Genomic DNA, 16,702 nt, shown 5'->3' with positions numbered 1-16,702 from the left:
AAACCCCTGTTCCCTCCCCGCCGCCCTTCCCATCTCTCCGCCCGGCCGGCCCCCTGCCCGCGTTGTCCGGCGTGCTCGCCGCCGCGCCCGACGCATGGCGCACGGCGTTGCGCGCGCTCGATGCGCTCGGCGCGCGTTACGGCGTGCAGGGCCGCGTGTTCGGCAGCCTTGCATGGCAGGCGCTGACGGGCGAACCCTACCTGGGGGCGTCGTCCGATCTCGACGTCGTGTTCCCGCTGCCGGACCCTGCATCGCTCGCGCCGCTGCTCGACGGCCTCGCGGCGATCGACGCGCGTGCGCCGATGCGCATCGACGGCGAATTGCTGCGCGACGACGGCGCGGGCGTCAACTGGCGCGAACTGCACGCGCGGCAGCCTGACGTCGCGGTCAAGACCGCGATCACCGTCGAACTGATGCCGGCCGACGCGTTCATCGGAGGTGCGCGATGAGCGCATGGGGCGCCTGCCGCATACCGGCGCCGTCCGAGGCCGAGCGCATCGCCGAACTGGCCGAGCGCAGCCTCGTGCTCGAGATCGAGACCTATCCTAAGCCGGGGCTCGTCAGTCACGTCGACACCGGCAGTCAAACCGACATGGACGCCGCGACGATCGCGCCGCTCGCGCCGGCGAACGCGAACAGCGCAATGCCGTGCAGGTCGAGGCCGAACGGCGGTTGTGCGAGCCGCAGCCCGACCGCCGTCCAGAAAGCGCTGAACGCGGCCATCGCGAGCGCGGCCGACAGCGCATGCCGGCGCAGCACCGGCTCGTCGGCCAGCAGGCGCCCCATCGACGCGAGCAGCGTGCGATAGCCGGCCGAGATCGACGGTGTGCGCGACGGCAGGCGCAACGCGAGCACCACGGCGATCGCGGCATTCGCGAGCGCGGCCAGCACGTAGAACCCGCGCCAGCCGGCCGAGCCCGCGATCAGGCTCGCGAGCGGCCGGGACAGCAGGATGCCGAGCATCAGCCCGCTCATCACGTTGCCGACCGCGCGGCCGCGCTGCGCCTCGGGCGCCATCGAAGCGGCCATCGGCACGAGCATCTGGATCACGCTCGACGCGGCGCCGGCCACGAGCGTCGCCAGCAGGAAGACGGTGCCCGACCGCGTGAACGCCGGCAGCGCGAGCGCAGCCGCGCACGCGGCCAGCGTCGTGACGATCAGGCGGCGGTTCTCGAGCAGGTCGACGAGCGGGACGAGCAGCACGAGCCCGGCCGCGTAGCCGAGCTGCGGCAGCATCGCGACGAGGCCGGCCAGGCCGGGCGGCAGGTGCAGGTCGGCGCTGATCGGGCCCGTCAGCGGCTGTGCGGCGAACAGGTCCATCACGATCACGCCGACCGTCGCGGCGAAGAACAGCGTCATGCCGGCGCTCAGCGCGGGCGGCGTGCCGGCCGGCGCGCTGACGGGCGGGCGCGCGGCGGCAGGGCAAGGATTGGCAGGGCAGTTCATCGGAAGCTTGGCAAATGGGTCGAAGGAGTCCCCATCGTAGGTGCCGGATGTTTATGCGACAATTGAAATATCTCTAACATGATTATGCGAGTTTGTTTTGAATACGCGTGATCTCCAGGCATTCGTCGCGGTGGTCGACAGCGGGTCGATGGTCGCCGCGGCCGCGAAGCTCCACCTGACGCAGCCGGGCCTGACACGGCGCGTGCAGAACCTCGAAACGCTGCTCGGCATGCCGCTGCTCGAACGGCAAAGCAAGCCGCTGAAGCCGACCGCCGCCGGGCGCGAAGTCTATGCGCTCGCGCGCAACGTGCTGGGCGCGGTCGACGAGCTGATGGCGGCGGGCGCGCCGGACAGCGAGCCGTCGGGCGAGCTGCGCATCGGCGTGCCGCCGTTCCTGTCCGAGCTGGCGCTCGAGCAGCCGATCGACCGGTTGCGTGACGCGTTTCCGCGCCTCACGCTGCGGGTGACGGCCGGCTGGTCGCCGGCGCTGATGCAAGGCGTCGAGCGGGGCACGCTCGACGTCGCGGCCGTGATGGTGCCGGCCAGTTCGGCACTCCCCGACACGTTCACGTCGACGCTGATCGGCACGCAGCCGACGGTGCTCGTTGCCGCGCGCGACTATCCGCTGCCGGACGGTCCGCTGTCGATCGACACGCTGTCGGGTTTTCCGTGGGTGCTGAGCCAGGACGGCTGCGGGATGCGTTCGGCGCTGAGCCGCATGCTCGGCGCGGCCGGGCTGCCGTTCGACGTCGCGGTCGAGGCGTTCGGCTCGGAGCTGCAGCTGTCGCTCGTCGCGCGCGGCGCGGGCATCGGCATTGCCGCGCCGAACGCGCTGGCGCGCAGCGCGCATCGCGATGCGCTGAGGGTGGTGGAAACGGTGGGGCTGGAGACGCGGATCAACGTGTGGATCGTGCACGGCGCGCTGCCGGGCCGGCTGGTGCGGCCCGTCGCGCTGCTGCGCGATGCGCTGGGCGAAGTGCTCGACCGGGTAAACAGGGTGGGGTCAGATGCAGTACAGGCGGTCTAGAGGCGGCATTCGAGGGAAAATCCTTATTTTCTCTACGGAAATGTTGCATTGCGGAAACCGATTCGCTATAGTTGCACCTGTCTCCTCCATGTCTCCTCTGATATGGATTCAGCCCGCCTCTTAGGCGGGCTTTTTTTTGCCTGCGATTTTGTCGCGGCCTTCCCTTCGTCGTCCGTCGCCGCGCTCAGAACTTGTACGTCATCCCGACGTAGCTGATGATCGGGTCGGCCTTCAGGTCCGATTTCGACTCCGAGAGCACCGTGCCGTCGGCCGCCTTGATCGTCACCGTCGACGTCGTCTTCAGCGGGATGTACGTGACCGACGCGATCAGCCCGAAATGCTCCGTCATGTTGTACTGCAGGCCCGCGTTGAACACCGGCTGCCATGACGACGACGCCTTCGCCTCCACCGATGTCGTACCCGGCTTGCCCGCGCCCGCCGCGAGAACCGCGCCGAGGTTGTCCTGCGTCTGCTTGATGAAGTTCGTGTTGAGCTGCAGGTCGCTGAACCAGTTGTACGACACGCCGAGGCCGAGGAACGGCCGGAACTTCGCATTCGCCGCCCCGAAGTAGTACTGCAGGATCGCCGCCGGGCTCCACTGCCGCACGCTCTTCACGATCGGGTTGACCGAGCCCAGCCCGATGTTCTGCGTGCCGAGCGCGCCGGCCGGGCCCGGCGGCTTGATCGTGCCCTGGCCCGACACCTTGAACACCGGCGGCACGCCGGCCACCGATGTCACCGCGATATGGTCGGTCAGGAAGTGGCTGACCGTCAGGCCGACGGTGTCCGCGCCGCTCGTGTGCAGCCCGGTGCCCGGCGACGTGAACGACGGCGGCAGCCGCAGCGGCGTGTTGATCGGCGTCGGCGCGACGTTGGTCGTCATCGGCGTGCTGCTCTGCTGCGGCATGATGTGGAACCAGCCCAGCGTCACGACGTTGCTGCCGGCGCTCTGCGCGTGTGCCGCGAACGGCGCCACGGCGGCGGCACCGGCCGCCGCGCAGAGAAGGGTCTTCTTCATCACGGCTGTTCCCTCCGCTTACTGGACGAATGCGCCGATCGTGAAATACGGCGTCGATCCCGCGTTGTCGAGGAAACCGAACACGCCACCCGTGAAGATGAACTTGCCGGTCGGCGACGTGCTGCCCGAGCCCGTGTGAATCGTCGTGACCGTGCCCGGCACCTTCTGCGTGTAGTCGAGATCGAGCGCGGTCGCGAGCGAGGCCTGCGACGCGTTGAACGGATCGAGCAGCGTGGCCTGCTTGTCGATCAGCGCGGTGGTCCGGTAGTCGAACTGGCTGTCGACGCCGATGTACTCGCCGTTCTGCGAGCCGAGCGCGATCGCCGTCTGCGGCGCGAGGATCGAGATGCTCGATTCGTCGTCGGCCGTGAGGCCCGGCACGCCGTTGCTGTCGGGCGTCGGGTTCGGGTTCGCGACGCCCGTGCGCACGAGGATCGGCACGAGCTGGTTGCGCAGCTTGCCGACGATCATGAAGCCCTTGCCCTGCGGCGTCGCCGACAGCGTCGGCTTCAGCTGGCTCGCGTAGTTGTTCGACTGGAATGCGCCGCTGCCGTCGGCCGACTGCACGAAGTTCGTGCCTTGCTGCGTGCACGCGCCGCCGGCGAACTGGCCGGTCGTGTCGCACTTGGTCCACGTGCCGTCCGCGTTGATCGTCACCTTCGCGTCGATCGACGCAGGCGCGAACTTCTGCGACGGCACTTCGCCGAAGCCGACGTGGCTGTACGTGCCCGCGACCTTCGTGATGTCGGTTTCGATCGACGAGAAGCCGATGAACGGGTAGTACGGGAACTTCGTATCGGGCACCGCGGCCTGGCCGAGCACGCCGTCGAACTGGATTTCCTTGCCGGGGATCGTGCCGCCCGCGACGCCGAAGCCGACGAAGATGCGTGCCGGACGCGACGCATCGAGGCTCGCGCCGTTCAGCCGGAACGCGCACTGGTTCAGCTTGTTGGTCGGCAGCAGCGTTTCCTGCGTGAGCGTGCCGCTGTCGACGGTGCCCGCGCGGGTCGGTACGACGGTGCCGGTCTTTTGCGGGACGGCCGATTCGACGTAGGTGACCTGCCAGGTCATCTTGGTCGTGTCGAGCTGGACTTTCGCGAGCTCGCCGCTGCCCGCGCCGCCCGTGAACACGGTGTTGTAGTCGAGCGTGGCGGGGCAAAGCCGGTCTTCGACGAGCGGCGGCGGATTGTCGCTGCCGCCGCCGCAAGCGGAAAGAAGGGGGGCGGCAAAGGCCGCCGCCAGAATGAGGTTGCGCTTCATGTTGCTCCTCCAGATTTGTCTTGTGCGGCGGCCAGCTCCCTGTCGGCCGCTTCTGTTGGTCGTGCTCGTCCTGCTTGCGCCGTGCCGAGCGCCTTCGTGCCTTCCCTGCGTCACGCGACGGCGGTCAGCCCGCCGTCGCGCCCTCGTCGCTACTTGCTGATCTGCGCGCCCACGCCGAAGTACGGGGTCGATGACGTCGTCGAATTCGCCGACGTCGGCGTGACGCCGCCGTTCACCGTGCCCTGGATCAGCGCCGCATACAGGCCGCCCGTCGCGATCACCACGCCCGAAGCGGCCGTGCCGCTCTTCGGAATCGTCGTCGCGTTCAGCAGGCCCGGCGTCGCCTGGCCGTAGTCGAGCGTGAAGCCGTCTTCCTCGACCTGCGTGGATGGGTTGATGAACGACGCGTTGCTGCCGCGGATCAGCGCGGCCGTGTACTTGAAGTTCGAATCCGCGCCCGCGTAGCCGCCGTCGATCGCGCCCGACGTGATCGCCGTCGCCGCGCCGAGCACCGCGATGCCCGATTCGTCGTCGACCTGCGCGTCGCTGTGCAGCGGCGGCGTGCCGAGATTCACGTTGCCCGTTCGCACGATCACCGGCACCGTCGCGCCGTTGAGCTGGCCGATCACCATGTGCGCGGTCGCCGACTTGCCGGTCGCGCCGACGAGCGGCAGCTGCGTTTGCGGCAGCGTCTGCGGCGCTTTCGCGCTGTCGAAGTAGCCGCCGTTCGCGGTGTTCACGGTCCACGGGTTGCCGGTCGTCTGGCAGCCGCCCGTGCTCGTCGACGTACACGCGCCGTTCGCGTCGAACGTCTCGCTCGAGTTCGTGCCCTTCGTCGCATAGTTGCCCGACGGCACGAGGTGATAGATCAGCGCGTTGTACGTGCCCGGCAGCTTCGAGATATCCGTTGTCGTGCTCGCGAAGCCGAGGAACGGGTAGAAGTCGAAGTGACGGTTCGGCACCTGGCCGACGTTTTGCAGCACGCCCGGGATGATCGTCAGCCCGTCGTACTGGACCGTGGCCCCCGGAATGCCGCCGCCCGCGACGCCCATGCCGACCAGCAGCATCGGCGGGTTCGCCTGGTTGAAGTCGGCGGCCGTCGAGTACGTGGCGCCGCTCGGCGCCTTGCCCGTGCCGGGTGTCAGGATGAACGCGCAGCGCGTCTGCTCCGCGGTCGGCAGCACGCCGGTCGGCGGGTGCATGACTGCGCCGGTGATCGTCGTGCCGGCACGGCTCGGCGTGACCGTGCCGGTCGCGAGCGGAATCGGCGATTCGAGCCACTTGAGCGTGTAGGTCATCGCCACCGCGTCGATGTTGACGCTGACGATCTCGCCGCTACCGGCGCCGCCGAGGTACGTGCTCTTCACGATGTCGGCGTTGGCCGGGCACAGCGCACCGTTGATGGGCTGCGACGGCGGCGGCCCTTGCGTGCCGCAGCTCGATCCGGAACATTGGGGCGCATTGATCGGCGCGGGTGCGCCGCCGTCCCCCCCACCACATGCAACCAGGAAAGGGGCAATGGCAAAGGCCGTTGCCACCCCCTTCGATAAGGTGTGCGACATGCCGCTGTCTCCAATCGTTTAATTGTGCGAGCTAATGTCGCCGCCTTGATTTTTGCTGTCAATTGATGAACCCGTCTAAAAAAGGCGATTGAAACGGGCATCGTGTATTGAATCCTTGTCCGACACGGCATTCGGTAAGAATTAAAACGTGAAACGGCCTGCCGAAAGCGGCCGGAGTGGGGGATGTGCGACGCCGGGCAGGCCGGCGCGGAGCCTTCCTGCGTATAACGGCAGCGTTCAAAGCGGCGGTATCCGGTTTATCCCTATTCGGGATTGACTGGATAAAGAAGGGACGGGATTAATTCACCGGTAATCGCGCAATGGAAAGCTTGTAAATATTTGTAAATGCGCGATCCGGAATTTTTTATATATTGCCTGATACGGGTAAATAAAAAGCCGGCCAGTGGCCGGCTTTGCATTGCATGCGATGCTGAATCAGCGTTTGAGGCCTGCGTCCTCGGCCGCGCCGATGCTCAGGTTCATGCACTGGATCGCGGCGCCCGATGCGCCCTTGCCGAGGTTGTCGAGGCGCGCGACCGTGACGAAGCGCTCCGCGTTGCCGAACACGAACAGGTCGACCCGGTTCGTGTCGTTGTTCGCCTGCACGTCGAAGAAGCCGCCGTCGAGGTTCGCGTCCGCATCGAACGGTGCGACGCGCACGAATGCCTCGTCCGCGTAGTACTCGGCGAACACGCGCTGCACGTCCTGCGGCGTCGCGCGTTTCGCGAGCTGCTCGGGCGTGAAGTAGGTCGTCACCGCGAGACCCTTCAGGAACGGCCCGACGATCGGCGTGAAGATCGGCGGGTTCGCGAGGCCCGTGTGCGCGGCCATTTCCGGCAGGTGCTTGTGCGTGAGGCCGAGCGCATACGGGCGCGGGCTCGCGAGCTTGCCGCCCGGCGTGGCGTTTTCGTAGTCGGCGATCATCGACTTGCCGCCGCCGCTGTAGCCGGTGATCGAGTAGCTGTGCGCGGCGAACGTCGGTGCGACGATGCCTGCATCGACGAGCGGACGCATCGCGAGCACGAAGGCCGACGCGTGGCAGCCCGGCACGGCGATGCGCTTCGACGTGCGAATCTTCTCGCGCTGCGCGCGGGTCAGTTCCGGCAGGCCGTACGCCCAGTCGGCGCTGGTGCGGAACGCGGTGCTCGCGTCGATCAGCGTCGTGTTCGGGTTCTCGACGAGCGACGCCGATTCGCGCGATGCAACGTCCGGCAGGCACAGGAACGTGACGTCCGACGCGTTGATCAGGCGGCGGCGCTCTTCGACGTCCTTGCGCTTCGCTTCATCGATGCGCAGGATCTCGATGTCGCTGCGTGCCGACAGGTATTCGAAGATCTTGAGGCCGGTCGTGCCTTCCTGGCCGTCGACAAAAACTTTGGTGCTCATTTCGCTCTCACTGAATGAAACGGGGGCCCGCGCCCTTAATCCGCCATTTTAAGACGTCATCCGGCGGCCCTGCACCGCGCGGGGCGAAAAAAAGACGGCCGGCGGGCCGTCTTGTGTCCCTTTATCGCCCGCCGGAGCGGGCGCCAGCGCGTGCTCAGCCGCGGCCGGCGACCCATCGGGCGGTCGCTTCGGCAACCCGCCGGCCGAATGCCTTGCCGGTCTCGAGGTCGCCCGGCAGCGGGCCTTCGTCGGGCGTCGAATCGGCCGGCGACTGCGCGAGCAGGCCCGTCGAGCCGCCCAGGTAGTTGATGTCGTTGCGCGTGGCCGCCTTCGAGTTGGCCGGCATCAGGCTCGTGCCGACCCACACCATCCCATGCTGCATCGACAGCGTGACGAAATATTGAATCGTCGAGAACTTGTCGCCGTTCATCGTCGCGGAGTTCGTGAAGCCCGCGGCGATCTTGTCCTTCCATTTCTGCGTGAACCACGCTTTCGACGTCGCGTCGGCAAACTGCTTGAACTGCGCCGACGGGCCGCCCATGTAGGTCGGCGCGCCGAAGACGATCGCGTCGGCCGCGTCGAGCGCGGCCCAGCCCGCGTCGTCGACGTCGCCGACGGCGAGCAGGCGCACGGTCGCGCCGGCATCCTGCGCGCCCGCGTGTACGGCCTCGGCCAGTTTCTGCGTGTGACCGTAGCCGCTGTGATAGACGATGACGATGTTCGACATGAAGCGTTCTCCGGAAAGGAACGGGAACGGCGGACCGCAGGCTCGCCGCGTCACGCGTCGCCGGTGGGCGGCGCGACGGATGCGCGGCAGGGCGCCGCGACCGGTGACGAGGAGTCTAGCAAGCCGAAATGACGGGAAAACGCGTGAGCGCGGAGAACACCATTTCGCGGCGGCCGGCAATCGCGATGGCGTGCGATGCCCGGCGCCCCCTGCGCGTTACTGCCCGTAGTTGACCGTGAGTTGCGCGGTACCGATCGCCAGCGTGCCGATCTCGTGCTCGAACATCGGCGCGGGGCGGCCCTGCGCGACGCGCAGGTCGTCGCCCTTGAGCGCATAGACGGTGATCACGTAGCGGTGCGGCTTGCCCGGCGGCGGGCACGGGCCGCCGTAGCCGTCGATCCCGAAGTCGTTGCGCGCCTCGCTCGCGCCGATGCGCCGCAGGAACCCGGACGCGCTCGCGTCGGCGGGCAGGCTCGTGACCGTCGCCGGAATGCCCGCCACGGCCCAGTGCCACCAGCCATGCCCCGGCGCATCGGGATCGAAGACCGTGACCGCATAGCCGCGCGTGCCGGGCGGCGGGTTGTGCCAGGTGAGCTGCGGCGAGTGGTTGCCGCCCTTGCAGTCGCCGCGGTCGAACACGTTCGCGGCGCGGACGCGCCCGCCCGGCGTCAGGTCGTCGCTCGTCACGGTGAACGGGCCTTCCGCATGCGCGGGCAGGGCAGAGAGGACGGCGGCGTAGAGGAGGGCGGCGAGAAACGGCGGCGGGCGACCCGATGGCGCAGGCGGAGTGATCCGGCGATCCACACGCATATGGCGCTTCTCCCGTCACGTGGGCCGGACCGATGCGTCCGGCGTTGTTGGCGTAGTGCGTTGCCTGCGCAGCTGATGGCAGCGATGGATCAAGTCTAGCATTAGGGTTCGATGAGCGACGCACGCCGCGACGCGTGGTCGCGATCGTTTCCCGCGCGAATCGGCGGACGAAAAATCGACGGACGAAAAAAAGCCGCCCGCGATGAAGCGGGCGGCTCGTTCGGCCACGACGCCGGCCAGCGGGCCGGCGCGGCGTCAGTCCTTCGGGGACGTCGCGCCGCCGTGCGCAGCCGACCACTCGGCCGGTGCGTGCAGGAATTTCTCGACTTCGTCGAGCGTCTTCGTCTCGAAGTAGCCCGACGCCTTCGCGACGCGCAGCACATCCCACCACGTGGCGAGCGCGTGCAGGTCGACGTCGATGTCCTTCAGGACCGACACGCTTTCCTTGAAGATGTTGTAGTGGAACAGCACGAAGCAGTGGTTCACCGTCGCGCCCGCGGTGCGCAGCGCGTTGACGAAGTTGATCTTGCTGCGGCTGTCGGTCGTCAGGTCTTCCACCAGCAGCACGCGCGAGCCTTCTTCCAGATGGCCTTCGATCTGCGCGTTGCGGCCGAAACCCTTCGGCTTTTTGCGCACGTACTGCATCGGCACCATCATGCGGTCCGCGATCCAGGCCGCGAACGGGATGCCGGCCGTTTCGCCGCCCGCCACCGCGTCGATCTGCTCGAAGCCGATGTCGCGCGTGATCGTCGTTTCAGCCATTTCCATCAGCGCGCGGCGCACGCGCGGATACGAAATCAGCTTGCGGCAGTCGATGTAGACGGGGCTTGCCCAGCCGGACGTGAAGATGAACGGTTTTTCTGCGTTGAAGTGCACTGCCTGTACTTCGAGCAGGATTTTGGCGGTCGTATCCGAGATCGACTGACGATCGTAGCCTGTCATGGGCATTCCTTGGGTGATGAGCGAAGAGCGGGCGCGGGCCCGGTGGCGCAGCAAGGGGAACCTGCCCAGGGGGCCGGGGCGCGATCGGAGGGCCAATCGCATCGCTGCGCGCGTAGCCCGCTATTTTACCCGATTCAGGCCGGTTTTCGGCGGAATTCGCGCGGGTTCGCCGCGCGGCTCACCACCGGCGAAACAAGCGGGGCCGGATCGCTCGCACCGATGCGGAGGATGCGGCGCTGCACCAACATGCGTCATTTAGGGGGTGTACACTAGGCGACCCTTAGAAATCGTTCAGTACTTTGTACTTTCCTCTTGCCACCCGCCAAGGTTCGATGGCGTGCCCACCCGGCGCGTCGCGTGCCGTCTCGCAGTCGATCACCCCCTCGATTCAAGCAGACGCGGCCGAAGGTGCGGCGTACTGAACCGTCAATATTTCGCATGTCTCTCGCAGGTCAATCATGGACGAACAACTGAAGCAGGCCGCACTCGCTTATCACCTGAACCCGAAACCCGGCAAGATTTCGGTCACCCCGACCAAGCCGCTGTCGAACCAGCTCGATCTGTCGCTCGCGTATTCGCCGGGCGTCGCCGCTGCGTGCGAAGCGATCCACGCCGATCCGCTCGACGCGCAGAAGTACACGTCGCGCGGCAACCTCGTCGGCGTCATCACGAACGGCACCGCCGTGCTCGGCCTCGGCAACATCGGCCCGCTCGCCGCGAAGCCGGTGATGGAAGGCAAGGGCTGCCTCTTCAAGAAATTCGCGGGCATCGACGTGTTCGACATCGAACTGTCGGAGTCCGACCCCGACAAGCTCGTCGAGGCGATCGCGATGCTCGAGCCGACGCTCGGCGGCATCAACCTCGAGGACATCAAGGCGCCGGAATGCTTCTACATCGAGCAGAAGCTGCGCGAGCGCATGAAGATCCCCGTCTTCCACGATGACCAGCACGGCACCGCGATCATCGCGTCGGCCGCGATCCTGAACGGCCTGAAGGTCGTCGACAAGAAGCTGTCCGAAGTGAAGCTCGTGTGCTCGGGCGCGGGCGCGGCAGCGATCGCGTGTCTGGACCTGCTGGTGAACCTCGGCCTGACGAAGTCGAACATCCTCGTCGCCGATTCGAAGGGCGTGATCTACGAAGGGCGCGGCAACCTCGATCCGTCGAAGCAGCGCTATGCGGCGACCACCGACGCACGTACGCTCGCCGACGCGATCGTCGGCGCGGACGTGTTCCTCGGCTGCTCGAGCGCGGGCGTGCTGAAGCAGGACATGGTCAAGACGATGGGCGAGCGCCCGCTGATCCTGGCGCTCGCGAACCCGGAACCGGAAATCCGTCCGGAAGACGCGAAGGCCGTGCGCCCGGACGCGATCGTCGCGACCGGCCGTTCGGACTACCCGAACCAGGTCAACAACGTGCTGTGCTTCCCGTTCATCTTCCGCGGCGCGCTCGACGTCGGCGCGACGACGATCACGGAAGAAATGAAGCTCGCGTGCGTGCGCGCGATCGCCGAGCTGGCGCAGGAAACCGACCAGAGCGAGGAAGTCGCGAAGGCGTATGAAGGCCACTCGCTCGAATTCGGGCCGGACTACCTGATTCCGAAGCCGTTCGACCCGCGCCTGATCATCAAGATCGCGCCGGCCGTCGCGCAAGCCGCGATGGATTCGGGCGTCGCCACCCGCCCGATCCAGGACATGGACGCATACCGCGAGCAGCTCGGCGCGACCGTCTACCGCACCGGCATGGTAATGCGCCCGGTGTTCGCCACCGCGAAGCAGAAACAGGCCCGCATCGTGTTCGCCGAAGGCGAAGACGAGCGCGTGCTGCGTGCCGCGCAGTTCGTGCTGCAGGAAAAGATCGCGAAGCCGATCCTCGTCGGCCGTCCGTCGGTCATCGACATGCGCCTCGCGAAGATCGGCTCGAAGCTGAAGGCCGGCACCGATTTCGAGATCGTCGATCCGGAAGACGATGCGCGCTACCACCGCTACTGGCAGGCATATCAGGAGATCGGGGCGCGCGACGGCGTGACGCCGGAAGTCGCGAAGGCCGCGATGCGCAAGTTCAACACGCTGATCGGCGCGATGCTCGTGCATCTGGGCGATGCGGACGGGATGATCTGCGGGATGATCGACACGTTCCACAGCCACCTGAAGTTCATCGAGCAGGTGCTGGGCCGTGCGAAGGGCGCCGAGCACTTCGCGGCGATGAACCTGCTGATGCTGCCGGGCCGGAACCTGTTCGTGTGCGATACGTACGTGAACGAGCTGCCGAGCGCCGAACAGCTCGCCGACATGACGATCCAGGCCGCGGCCGAGATCGAGCGCTTCGGCATTGCGCCGAAGGCTGCGCTGCTGTCGAACTCGAACTTCGGCAGCGCGCCGTCGGCGTCGTCGCGCCGGATGGGCGAGGCTCGCAAGCTGATCGTCGAACGTGCGCCGAACCTCGAAGTCGACGGCGAAATGCACGGCGACGCGGCGCTGTCGGAACTGATCCGCAAGCAGGCCTTCCCCGGCACGACGCTGTCGGGCGAAGCGAACCTGCTGATCATGCCGAACGTCGAAGCGGCGAACATCGCGTACAACCTGCTGAAGATGGTCGGCGGCGAAGGCGTGACGGTCGGCCCGTTCCTGCTCGGCGCGGCGAAGCCGGCCCACATCCTGACGCCGGCCGCGACCGTGCGCCGGATCATCAACATGACGGCCGTTGCCGCCGCGAACGTGAACACGAAGTAAGTCCACGCCCGCGTGTGCCGCGCTTCGTGCGCGGCGCAATGAAAAACGCCACGGAACCTGCGTTCCGTGGCGTTTTTTTCGTGAAGCGACGTGAGCCGGTAGCCGCGCGCCGGCGGGCATCCGGCCTCGAATGCCCGCCGCGTGCCGTTACGCGACCTGCTGGTGCGACTGGCCGCCGGCCGGCGAACGCCACTTCGCGAGCAGCGTGTCCCACTTCACCCGTACCGCGCGCAGGTTGTTCTCCTTCACGTGACCATAGCCGCGAATGCCGTCCGGCAGCGCCGCGAGCTCGACGGCGAGCGGGCGGTTGGCCGCGTTCAGCTTGCCGAGCACCTCGCCGATCAGCGCTTCGTACTCGCCGATCAGCGCGCGCTCGGTGCGACGCTCGTCGGTACGGCCGAACGGGTCGAGCCCCGTGCCGCGCAGGAACTTCGCCTTCGCAAGCAGCCGGAACGCCGACATCATCCACGGGCCGTACGCCTTCTTCACGAGATGGCCGTGGGCGTCCGTTTTCGCGAACAGCGGCGGCGCGAGGTGGAATTTCAGCTTCCAGTCGCCTTCGAACTGCGCGGTCAGGCGCGCGAGGAATGCCGGATCGGACTGCAGCCGCGCGACCTCGTATTCGTCCTTGTACGCCATCAGCTTGAACAGGTTGCGCGCGACCGCTTCGGTCAGCTGCTCCTGCGCCGTGTCGCCGTCCGCCAGCGCACGCTCGGCCGCGCGCACCTTGTCGACGAACGCCGCATAGCGTGCTGCGTACGCGGCGTTCTGGTACGCGGTGAGGAATTCCACACGCTTCGCGATCAGCGCGTCGACCGCCTTCTTCGTGTGCAGCGAAATCACCGTGGCGCCTTGCATGGGGCGCGCGTCGCCGGCCGCGGCCTGCTTCACGCTCGCCAGGTCGTGCGCGGCGCGGCGGCCCCAGTCGAAGGCCGCACGGTTCTTCTCGACCGAGACCGCGTTCAACTCGATCGCGCGCACGAGCGACGCGAGCGTGAGCGGCAGCCAGCCTTTCTGCCACGCGTAGCCGAGCACGAACGGGTTCGTGTAGATCGCGTCGCCGAGCAGCGCGACTGCGAAGCGGTTCGCGTCGATGAAATCGACGGCTTCGCCGGCCGCCGCGCGGATGTCGTTCTCGGCGGACAGGCCCGGGAACGCCCAGTTCGGGTTCTTGATGAACTCGGCGGTCGGCGTCTGCGCACTGTTGACGACCACGCGCGTCGTGTCGTGCCGCATCCGCGACGTGCATTCGTCGCCGGCCGTGACGATCGCGTCGCAGCCGATCACGAGGTCGGCTTCGCCCATCGCGATCCGCGTCGCGTGGATGTCGGTCGGCGCGTGCGAGATCTGCACGTGGCTCATCACGGCGCCGCCCTTTTGCGCGAGGCCGGTGACGTCGAGCACGGTCACGCCCTTGTTTTCCAGGTGCGCGGCCATTCCGAGCAGCGCGCCGATCGTGACGACCCCCGTGCCGCCGACGCCCGTGACGAGCACGCCGTATGCGCGGTCGATGTCCGGCAGCGTCGGTTCGGGGATCGGCGGCAGTGCGTTGCCGTCGACCGACACGGCCTTCGGCTTCTTCAGCTGGCCGCCCTCGACCGTGACGAAGCTCGGGCAGAAGCCCTTCACGCACGAGAAGTCCTTGTTGCAGCTCGACTGGTTGATCTGGCGCTTCGTGCCGAATTCGGTTTCCAGCGGCTCGACCGACAGGCAGTTCGACTGCACCGAGCAGTCGCCGCAGCCCTCGCACACCGCGTCGTTGATCACGACGCGCTTGGCCGGGTCCGGATACGTGCCGCGTTTGCGGCGGCGGCGTTTCTCGGTCGCGCAGGTCTGGTCGTAGATCAGGATCGTCGTGCCTTCGATCTCGCGCAGCTCGCGCTGCACATCGTCGAGCTGGTCGCGGTGATGGATCGTCACGCCCGGCGCCAGCAGCGCCTTCTGGCTGTCGTACTTCTCCGGCTCGTCGGTGACGATCACGATCTTTTTCGCGCCTTCGGACGCGAGCTGGTGCGTGATCTGCGGCACCGTCAGTACGCCGTCGACCGGCTGGCCGCCCGTCATCGCGACCGCGTCGTTGTAGAGGATCTTGTAGGTGATGTTCGCTTTCGACGAGATCGCCGCGCGCACGGCCAGCAGGCCCGAGTGGAAATAGGTGCCGTCGCCGAGGTTCGCGAACACGTGCTTCTCGTCCGTGAACGGTGCCTGGCCGATCCACGGCACGCCTTCACCGCCCATCTGGCTGAAGGTGCTCGTGCTGCGGTCCATCCACACGGTCATGTAGTGACAGCCGATGCCGGCGATCGCGCGCGAGCCTTCCGGCACGTTGGTCGACGTGTTGTGAGGGCAGCCCGAGCAGAACCACGGCTTGCGCTCGGTCTGCACGTGCGGCTTCGCGAGCGCCATTTCCTTCGCGTTGATCACGGCGAGGCGCGCGGCGATGCGTGCCCGCACGTCGGACGGCAGCTCGAACTTCTCGAGGCGCGTCGCGATCGCCTTGGCGATGATCGCGGGCGACAGCTCGTAGTGCGCGGGCAGCAGCCAGTTGCCCATCGGCACCGACCATTCGCCGCCGGCGCCGTCCTTCTCGTCGAACTTGCCGAACACGCGCGGCCGTTGCCCGTCGGGCCAGTTGTACAGCTCTTCCTTGATCGCGTATTCGAGGATCTGGCGCTTTTCCTCGACGACGAGGATTTCGTCGAGGCCACGCGCGAACGCCTGCGCGCCCTGCGCTTCGAGCGGCCACACGCAGCCGACCTTGTAGAGCCGGATGCCGATCCGTGCACAGGTTTCGTCGTCGAGGCCGAGGTCGGTCAGCGCCTGGCGCACGTCGAGGTACGCCTTGCCGCCGGTCATGATCCCGAAGCGCGCGCTCGGCGAATCGATCTCGATGCGGTCGAGCTTGTTCGCGCGCACGTAGGCGAGCGCCGCATACCACTTGTAGTCGAGCAGCCGTGCTTCCTGCACGAGCGGCGGATCGGGCCAGCGGATGTTCAGCCCGCCTTCCGGCAGGATGAAGTCGGTCGGGAGCACGATCTCGGTGCGATGCGGGTCGATGTCGACCGATGCCGACGATTCGACCACGTCCGTCACGCACTTGAGCGCGACCCACAGGCCCGAGTAGCGGCTCATCGCCCAGCCGTGCAGGCCGAAATCGAGATATTCCTGCACGTTGGACGGGAACAGCACCGGCAGCCCGCAGGCCTTGAAGATGTGTTCGGACTGGTGCGCGAGCGTCGATGATTTCGCCGCGTGGTCGTCGCCGGCGAGCACCAGCACGCCGCCGTGCTGCGACGAGCCGGCCGAGTTCGCGTGCTTGAATACGTCGCCCGTGCGGTCGACGCCCGGGCCCTTGCCGTACCACATGCCGAACACGCCGTCGTGCTTCGCGCCGGGGTACAGGTTCACCTGCTGCGAGCCCCACACGGCGGTGGCGGCGAGATCTTCGTTGAGGCCGGGCTGGAAGACGATCTGGTGGGCGGCCAGGTGCTGCTTGGCTTTCCAGAGCGACAGATCGAGGCCGCCGAGCGGCGAACCGCGATAGCCGGAGATGAAGCCGGCGGTATTGAGACCGGCGGCGCGATCGCGTTCCTGCTGGAGCATCGGCAGGCGCACGAGGGCCTGGATGCCGCTCATGTACGCGCGGCCGCGTTCCAGTGTGTATTTGTCGTCAAGCGTGACGGACTTCAGCGCGGCTTCTAGCGATGCGCGTTGGCCTGCGTCTAGCGGGGCATTCATTAACTGTCTCCTCCACCCAGTTTGGGATCACCAAAACTCGACTGCTTCGGGCGTCTT

11 protein-coding genes and 2 pseudogenes are annotated in these 16,702 nt (G+C 67.2%); 4 read left to right on the top strand and 9 right to left on the bottom strand.

Translation table 11 applies throughout. From position 1 onward, the window contains the following. Together mdcG and G3N96_RS28635 are read left to right on the top strand one after the other, a co-directional pair. Window positions 1–449 (top strand): malonate decarboxylase holo-[acyl-carrier-protein] synthase (mdcG, locus tag G3N96_RS28640; RefSeq protein WP_206139263.1); only part of this gene is annotated, 449 nt, incomplete at its 5' end. Continuing rightward, a pseudogene (locus tag G3N96_RS28635) lies at window positions 446–607 on the top strand (triphosphoribosyl-dephospho-CoA synthase); the annotation flags it as partial. The gene mdcG and the pseudogene G3N96_RS28635, both read left to right, overlap by 4 nt. Here G3N96_RS28635 and G3N96_RS28630 read toward each other — a convergent pair. Next, window positions 604–1,446: pseudogene (locus tag G3N96_RS28630) on the bottom strand (MFS transporter); the annotation flags it as partial. The pseudogenes G3N96_RS28635 and G3N96_RS28630 sit on opposite strands and share 4 nt — an antisense overlap. Before the next feature lie 97 nt (window positions 1,447–1,543). Here G3N96_RS28630 and G3N96_RS28625 point away from each other — a divergent pair. Continuing rightward, a complete protein-coding gene (locus G3N96_RS28625) occupies window positions 1,544–2,473 on the top strand; it encodes a LysR family transcriptional regulator (RefSeq protein ID WP_206139262.1) in 930 nt (309 codons plus the stop codon). Window positions 2,474–2,657: 184 nt separating this feature from the next. Here G3N96_RS28625 and G3N96_RS28620 read toward each other — a convergent pair whose 3' ends face one another. The 7 genes from G3N96_RS28620 to G3N96_RS28590 form a co-directional block, all read right to left on the bottom strand. Continuing rightward, window positions 2,658–3,491, bottom strand: a complete 834-nt coding sequence (locus G3N96_RS28620; RefSeq protein WP_206139261.1) for an OmpW family protein — start codon at window positions 3,489–3,491, stop codon at window positions 2,658–2,660. Window positions 3,492–3,509: 18 nt separating this feature from the next. Continuing rightward, window positions 3,510–4,751, bottom strand: coding sequence for a DUF2957 domain-containing protein (locus G3N96_RS28615; protein ID WP_206139260.1), 1,242 nt, complete (start codon window positions 4,749–4,751; stop codon window positions 3,510–3,512). Window positions 4,752–4,900: 149 nt separating this feature from the next. Continuing rightward, the gene (locus tag G3N96_RS28610) at window positions 4,901–6,313 is read right to left on the bottom strand and encodes a DUF2957 domain-containing protein (RefSeq protein WP_206139259.1); all 1,413 of its coding nucleotides are present in this window, start codon (window positions 6,311–6,313) and stop codon (window positions 4,901–4,903) included. A gap of 435 nt (window positions 6,314–6,748) precedes the next feature. Beyond that, entirely contained in the window at window positions 6,749–7,699 is a 951-nt protein-coding gene (gene argC, locus G3N96_RS28605; RefSeq protein ID WP_124584506.1) for an N-acetyl-gamma-glutamyl-phosphate reductase, read from the bottom strand. 154 nt (window positions 7,700–7,853) lie between these two features. Next, window positions 7,854–8,426, bottom strand: a complete 573-nt coding sequence (locus tag G3N96_RS28600) for a flavodoxin family protein (RefSeq protein WP_039366855.1) — start codon at window positions 8,424–8,426, stop codon at window positions 7,854–7,856. A gap of 216 nt (window positions 8,427–8,642) precedes the next feature. Next, window positions 8,643–9,236, bottom strand: a complete 594-nt coding sequence (locus tag G3N96_RS28595) for a YbhB/YbcL family Raf kinase inhibitor-like protein (RefSeq protein WP_124584508.1) — start codon at window positions 9,234–9,236, stop codon at window positions 8,643–8,645. Between the two features lie 255 nt (window positions 9,237–9,491). Next, complete coding sequence (locus G3N96_RS28590) at window positions 9,492–10,178, bottom strand: orotate phosphoribosyltransferase (RefSeq protein WP_011350651.1); 687 nt, start codon at window positions 10,176–10,178, stop codon at window positions 9,492–9,494. A gap of 458 nt (window positions 10,179–10,636) precedes the next feature. Here G3N96_RS28590 and G3N96_RS28585 point away from each other — a divergent pair, with 458 nt between their 5' ends. Beyond that, entirely contained in the window at window positions 10,637–12,907 is a 2,271-nt protein-coding gene (locus G3N96_RS28585; protein ID WP_206139258.1) for an NADP-dependent malic enzyme, read from the top strand. Between the two features lie 147 nt (window positions 12,908–13,054). On the opposite strand, the gene G3N96_RS28580 is transcribed toward G3N96_RS28585, so the two are convergent. Then, on the bottom strand, window positions 13,055–16,645 hold the full coding sequence (locus tag G3N96_RS28580; protein WP_206139257.1) for an indolepyruvate ferredoxin oxidoreductase family protein: 3,591 nt from the start codon (window positions 16,643–16,645) through the stop codon (window positions 13,055–13,057). Window positions 16,646–16,702 lie beyond the last annotated feature (57 nt).

The sequence above is a fragment of the Burkholderia sp. Se-20373 genome (genome assembly GCF_017104705.1).
Taxonomy (GTDB): Bacteria; Pseudomonadota; Gammaproteobacteria; order Burkholderiales; family Burkholderiaceae; genus Burkholderia.
This window is presented reverse-complemented; position numbering and strand designations above follow the sequence as displayed.

Coding starts and splice junctions, on each gene's coding strand:
- G3N96_RS28620 (WP_206139261.1), bottom strand. CDS start 3,491: ATGAAGAAGACCCTTCTCTGCGCGGCGGCCGGTGCCGCCGCCGTGGCG.
- G3N96_RS28615 (WP_206139260.1), bottom strand. CDS start 4,751: ATGAAGCGCAACCTCATTCTGGCGGCGGCCTTTGCCGCCCCCCTTCTT.
- G3N96_RS28610 (WP_206139259.1), bottom strand. CDS start 6,313: ATGTCGCACACCTTATCGAAGGGGGTGGCAACGGCCTTTGCCATTGCC.
- argC (WP_124584506.1), bottom strand. CDS start 7,699: ATGAGCACCAAAGTTTTTGTCGACGGCCAGGAAGGCACGACCGGCCTC.
- G3N96_RS28600 (WP_039366855.1), bottom strand. CDS start 8,426: ATGTCGAACATCGTCATCGTCTATCACAGCGGCTACGGTCACACGCAG.
- G3N96_RS28595 (WP_124584508.1), bottom strand. CDS start 9,236: ATGCGTGTGGATCGCCGGATCACTCCGCCTGCGCCATCGGGTCGCCCG.
- G3N96_RS28590 (WP_011350651.1), bottom strand. CDS start 10,178: ATGACAGGCTACGATCGTCAGTCGATCTCGGATACGACCGCCAAAATC.
- G3N96_RS28585 (WP_206139258.1), top strand. CDS start 10,637: ATGGACGAACAACTGAAGCAGGCCGCACTCGCTTATCACCTGAACCCG.
- G3N96_RS28580 (WP_206139257.1), bottom strand. CDS start 16,645: ATGAATGCCCCGCTAGACGCAGGCCAACGCGCATCGCTAGAAGCCGCG.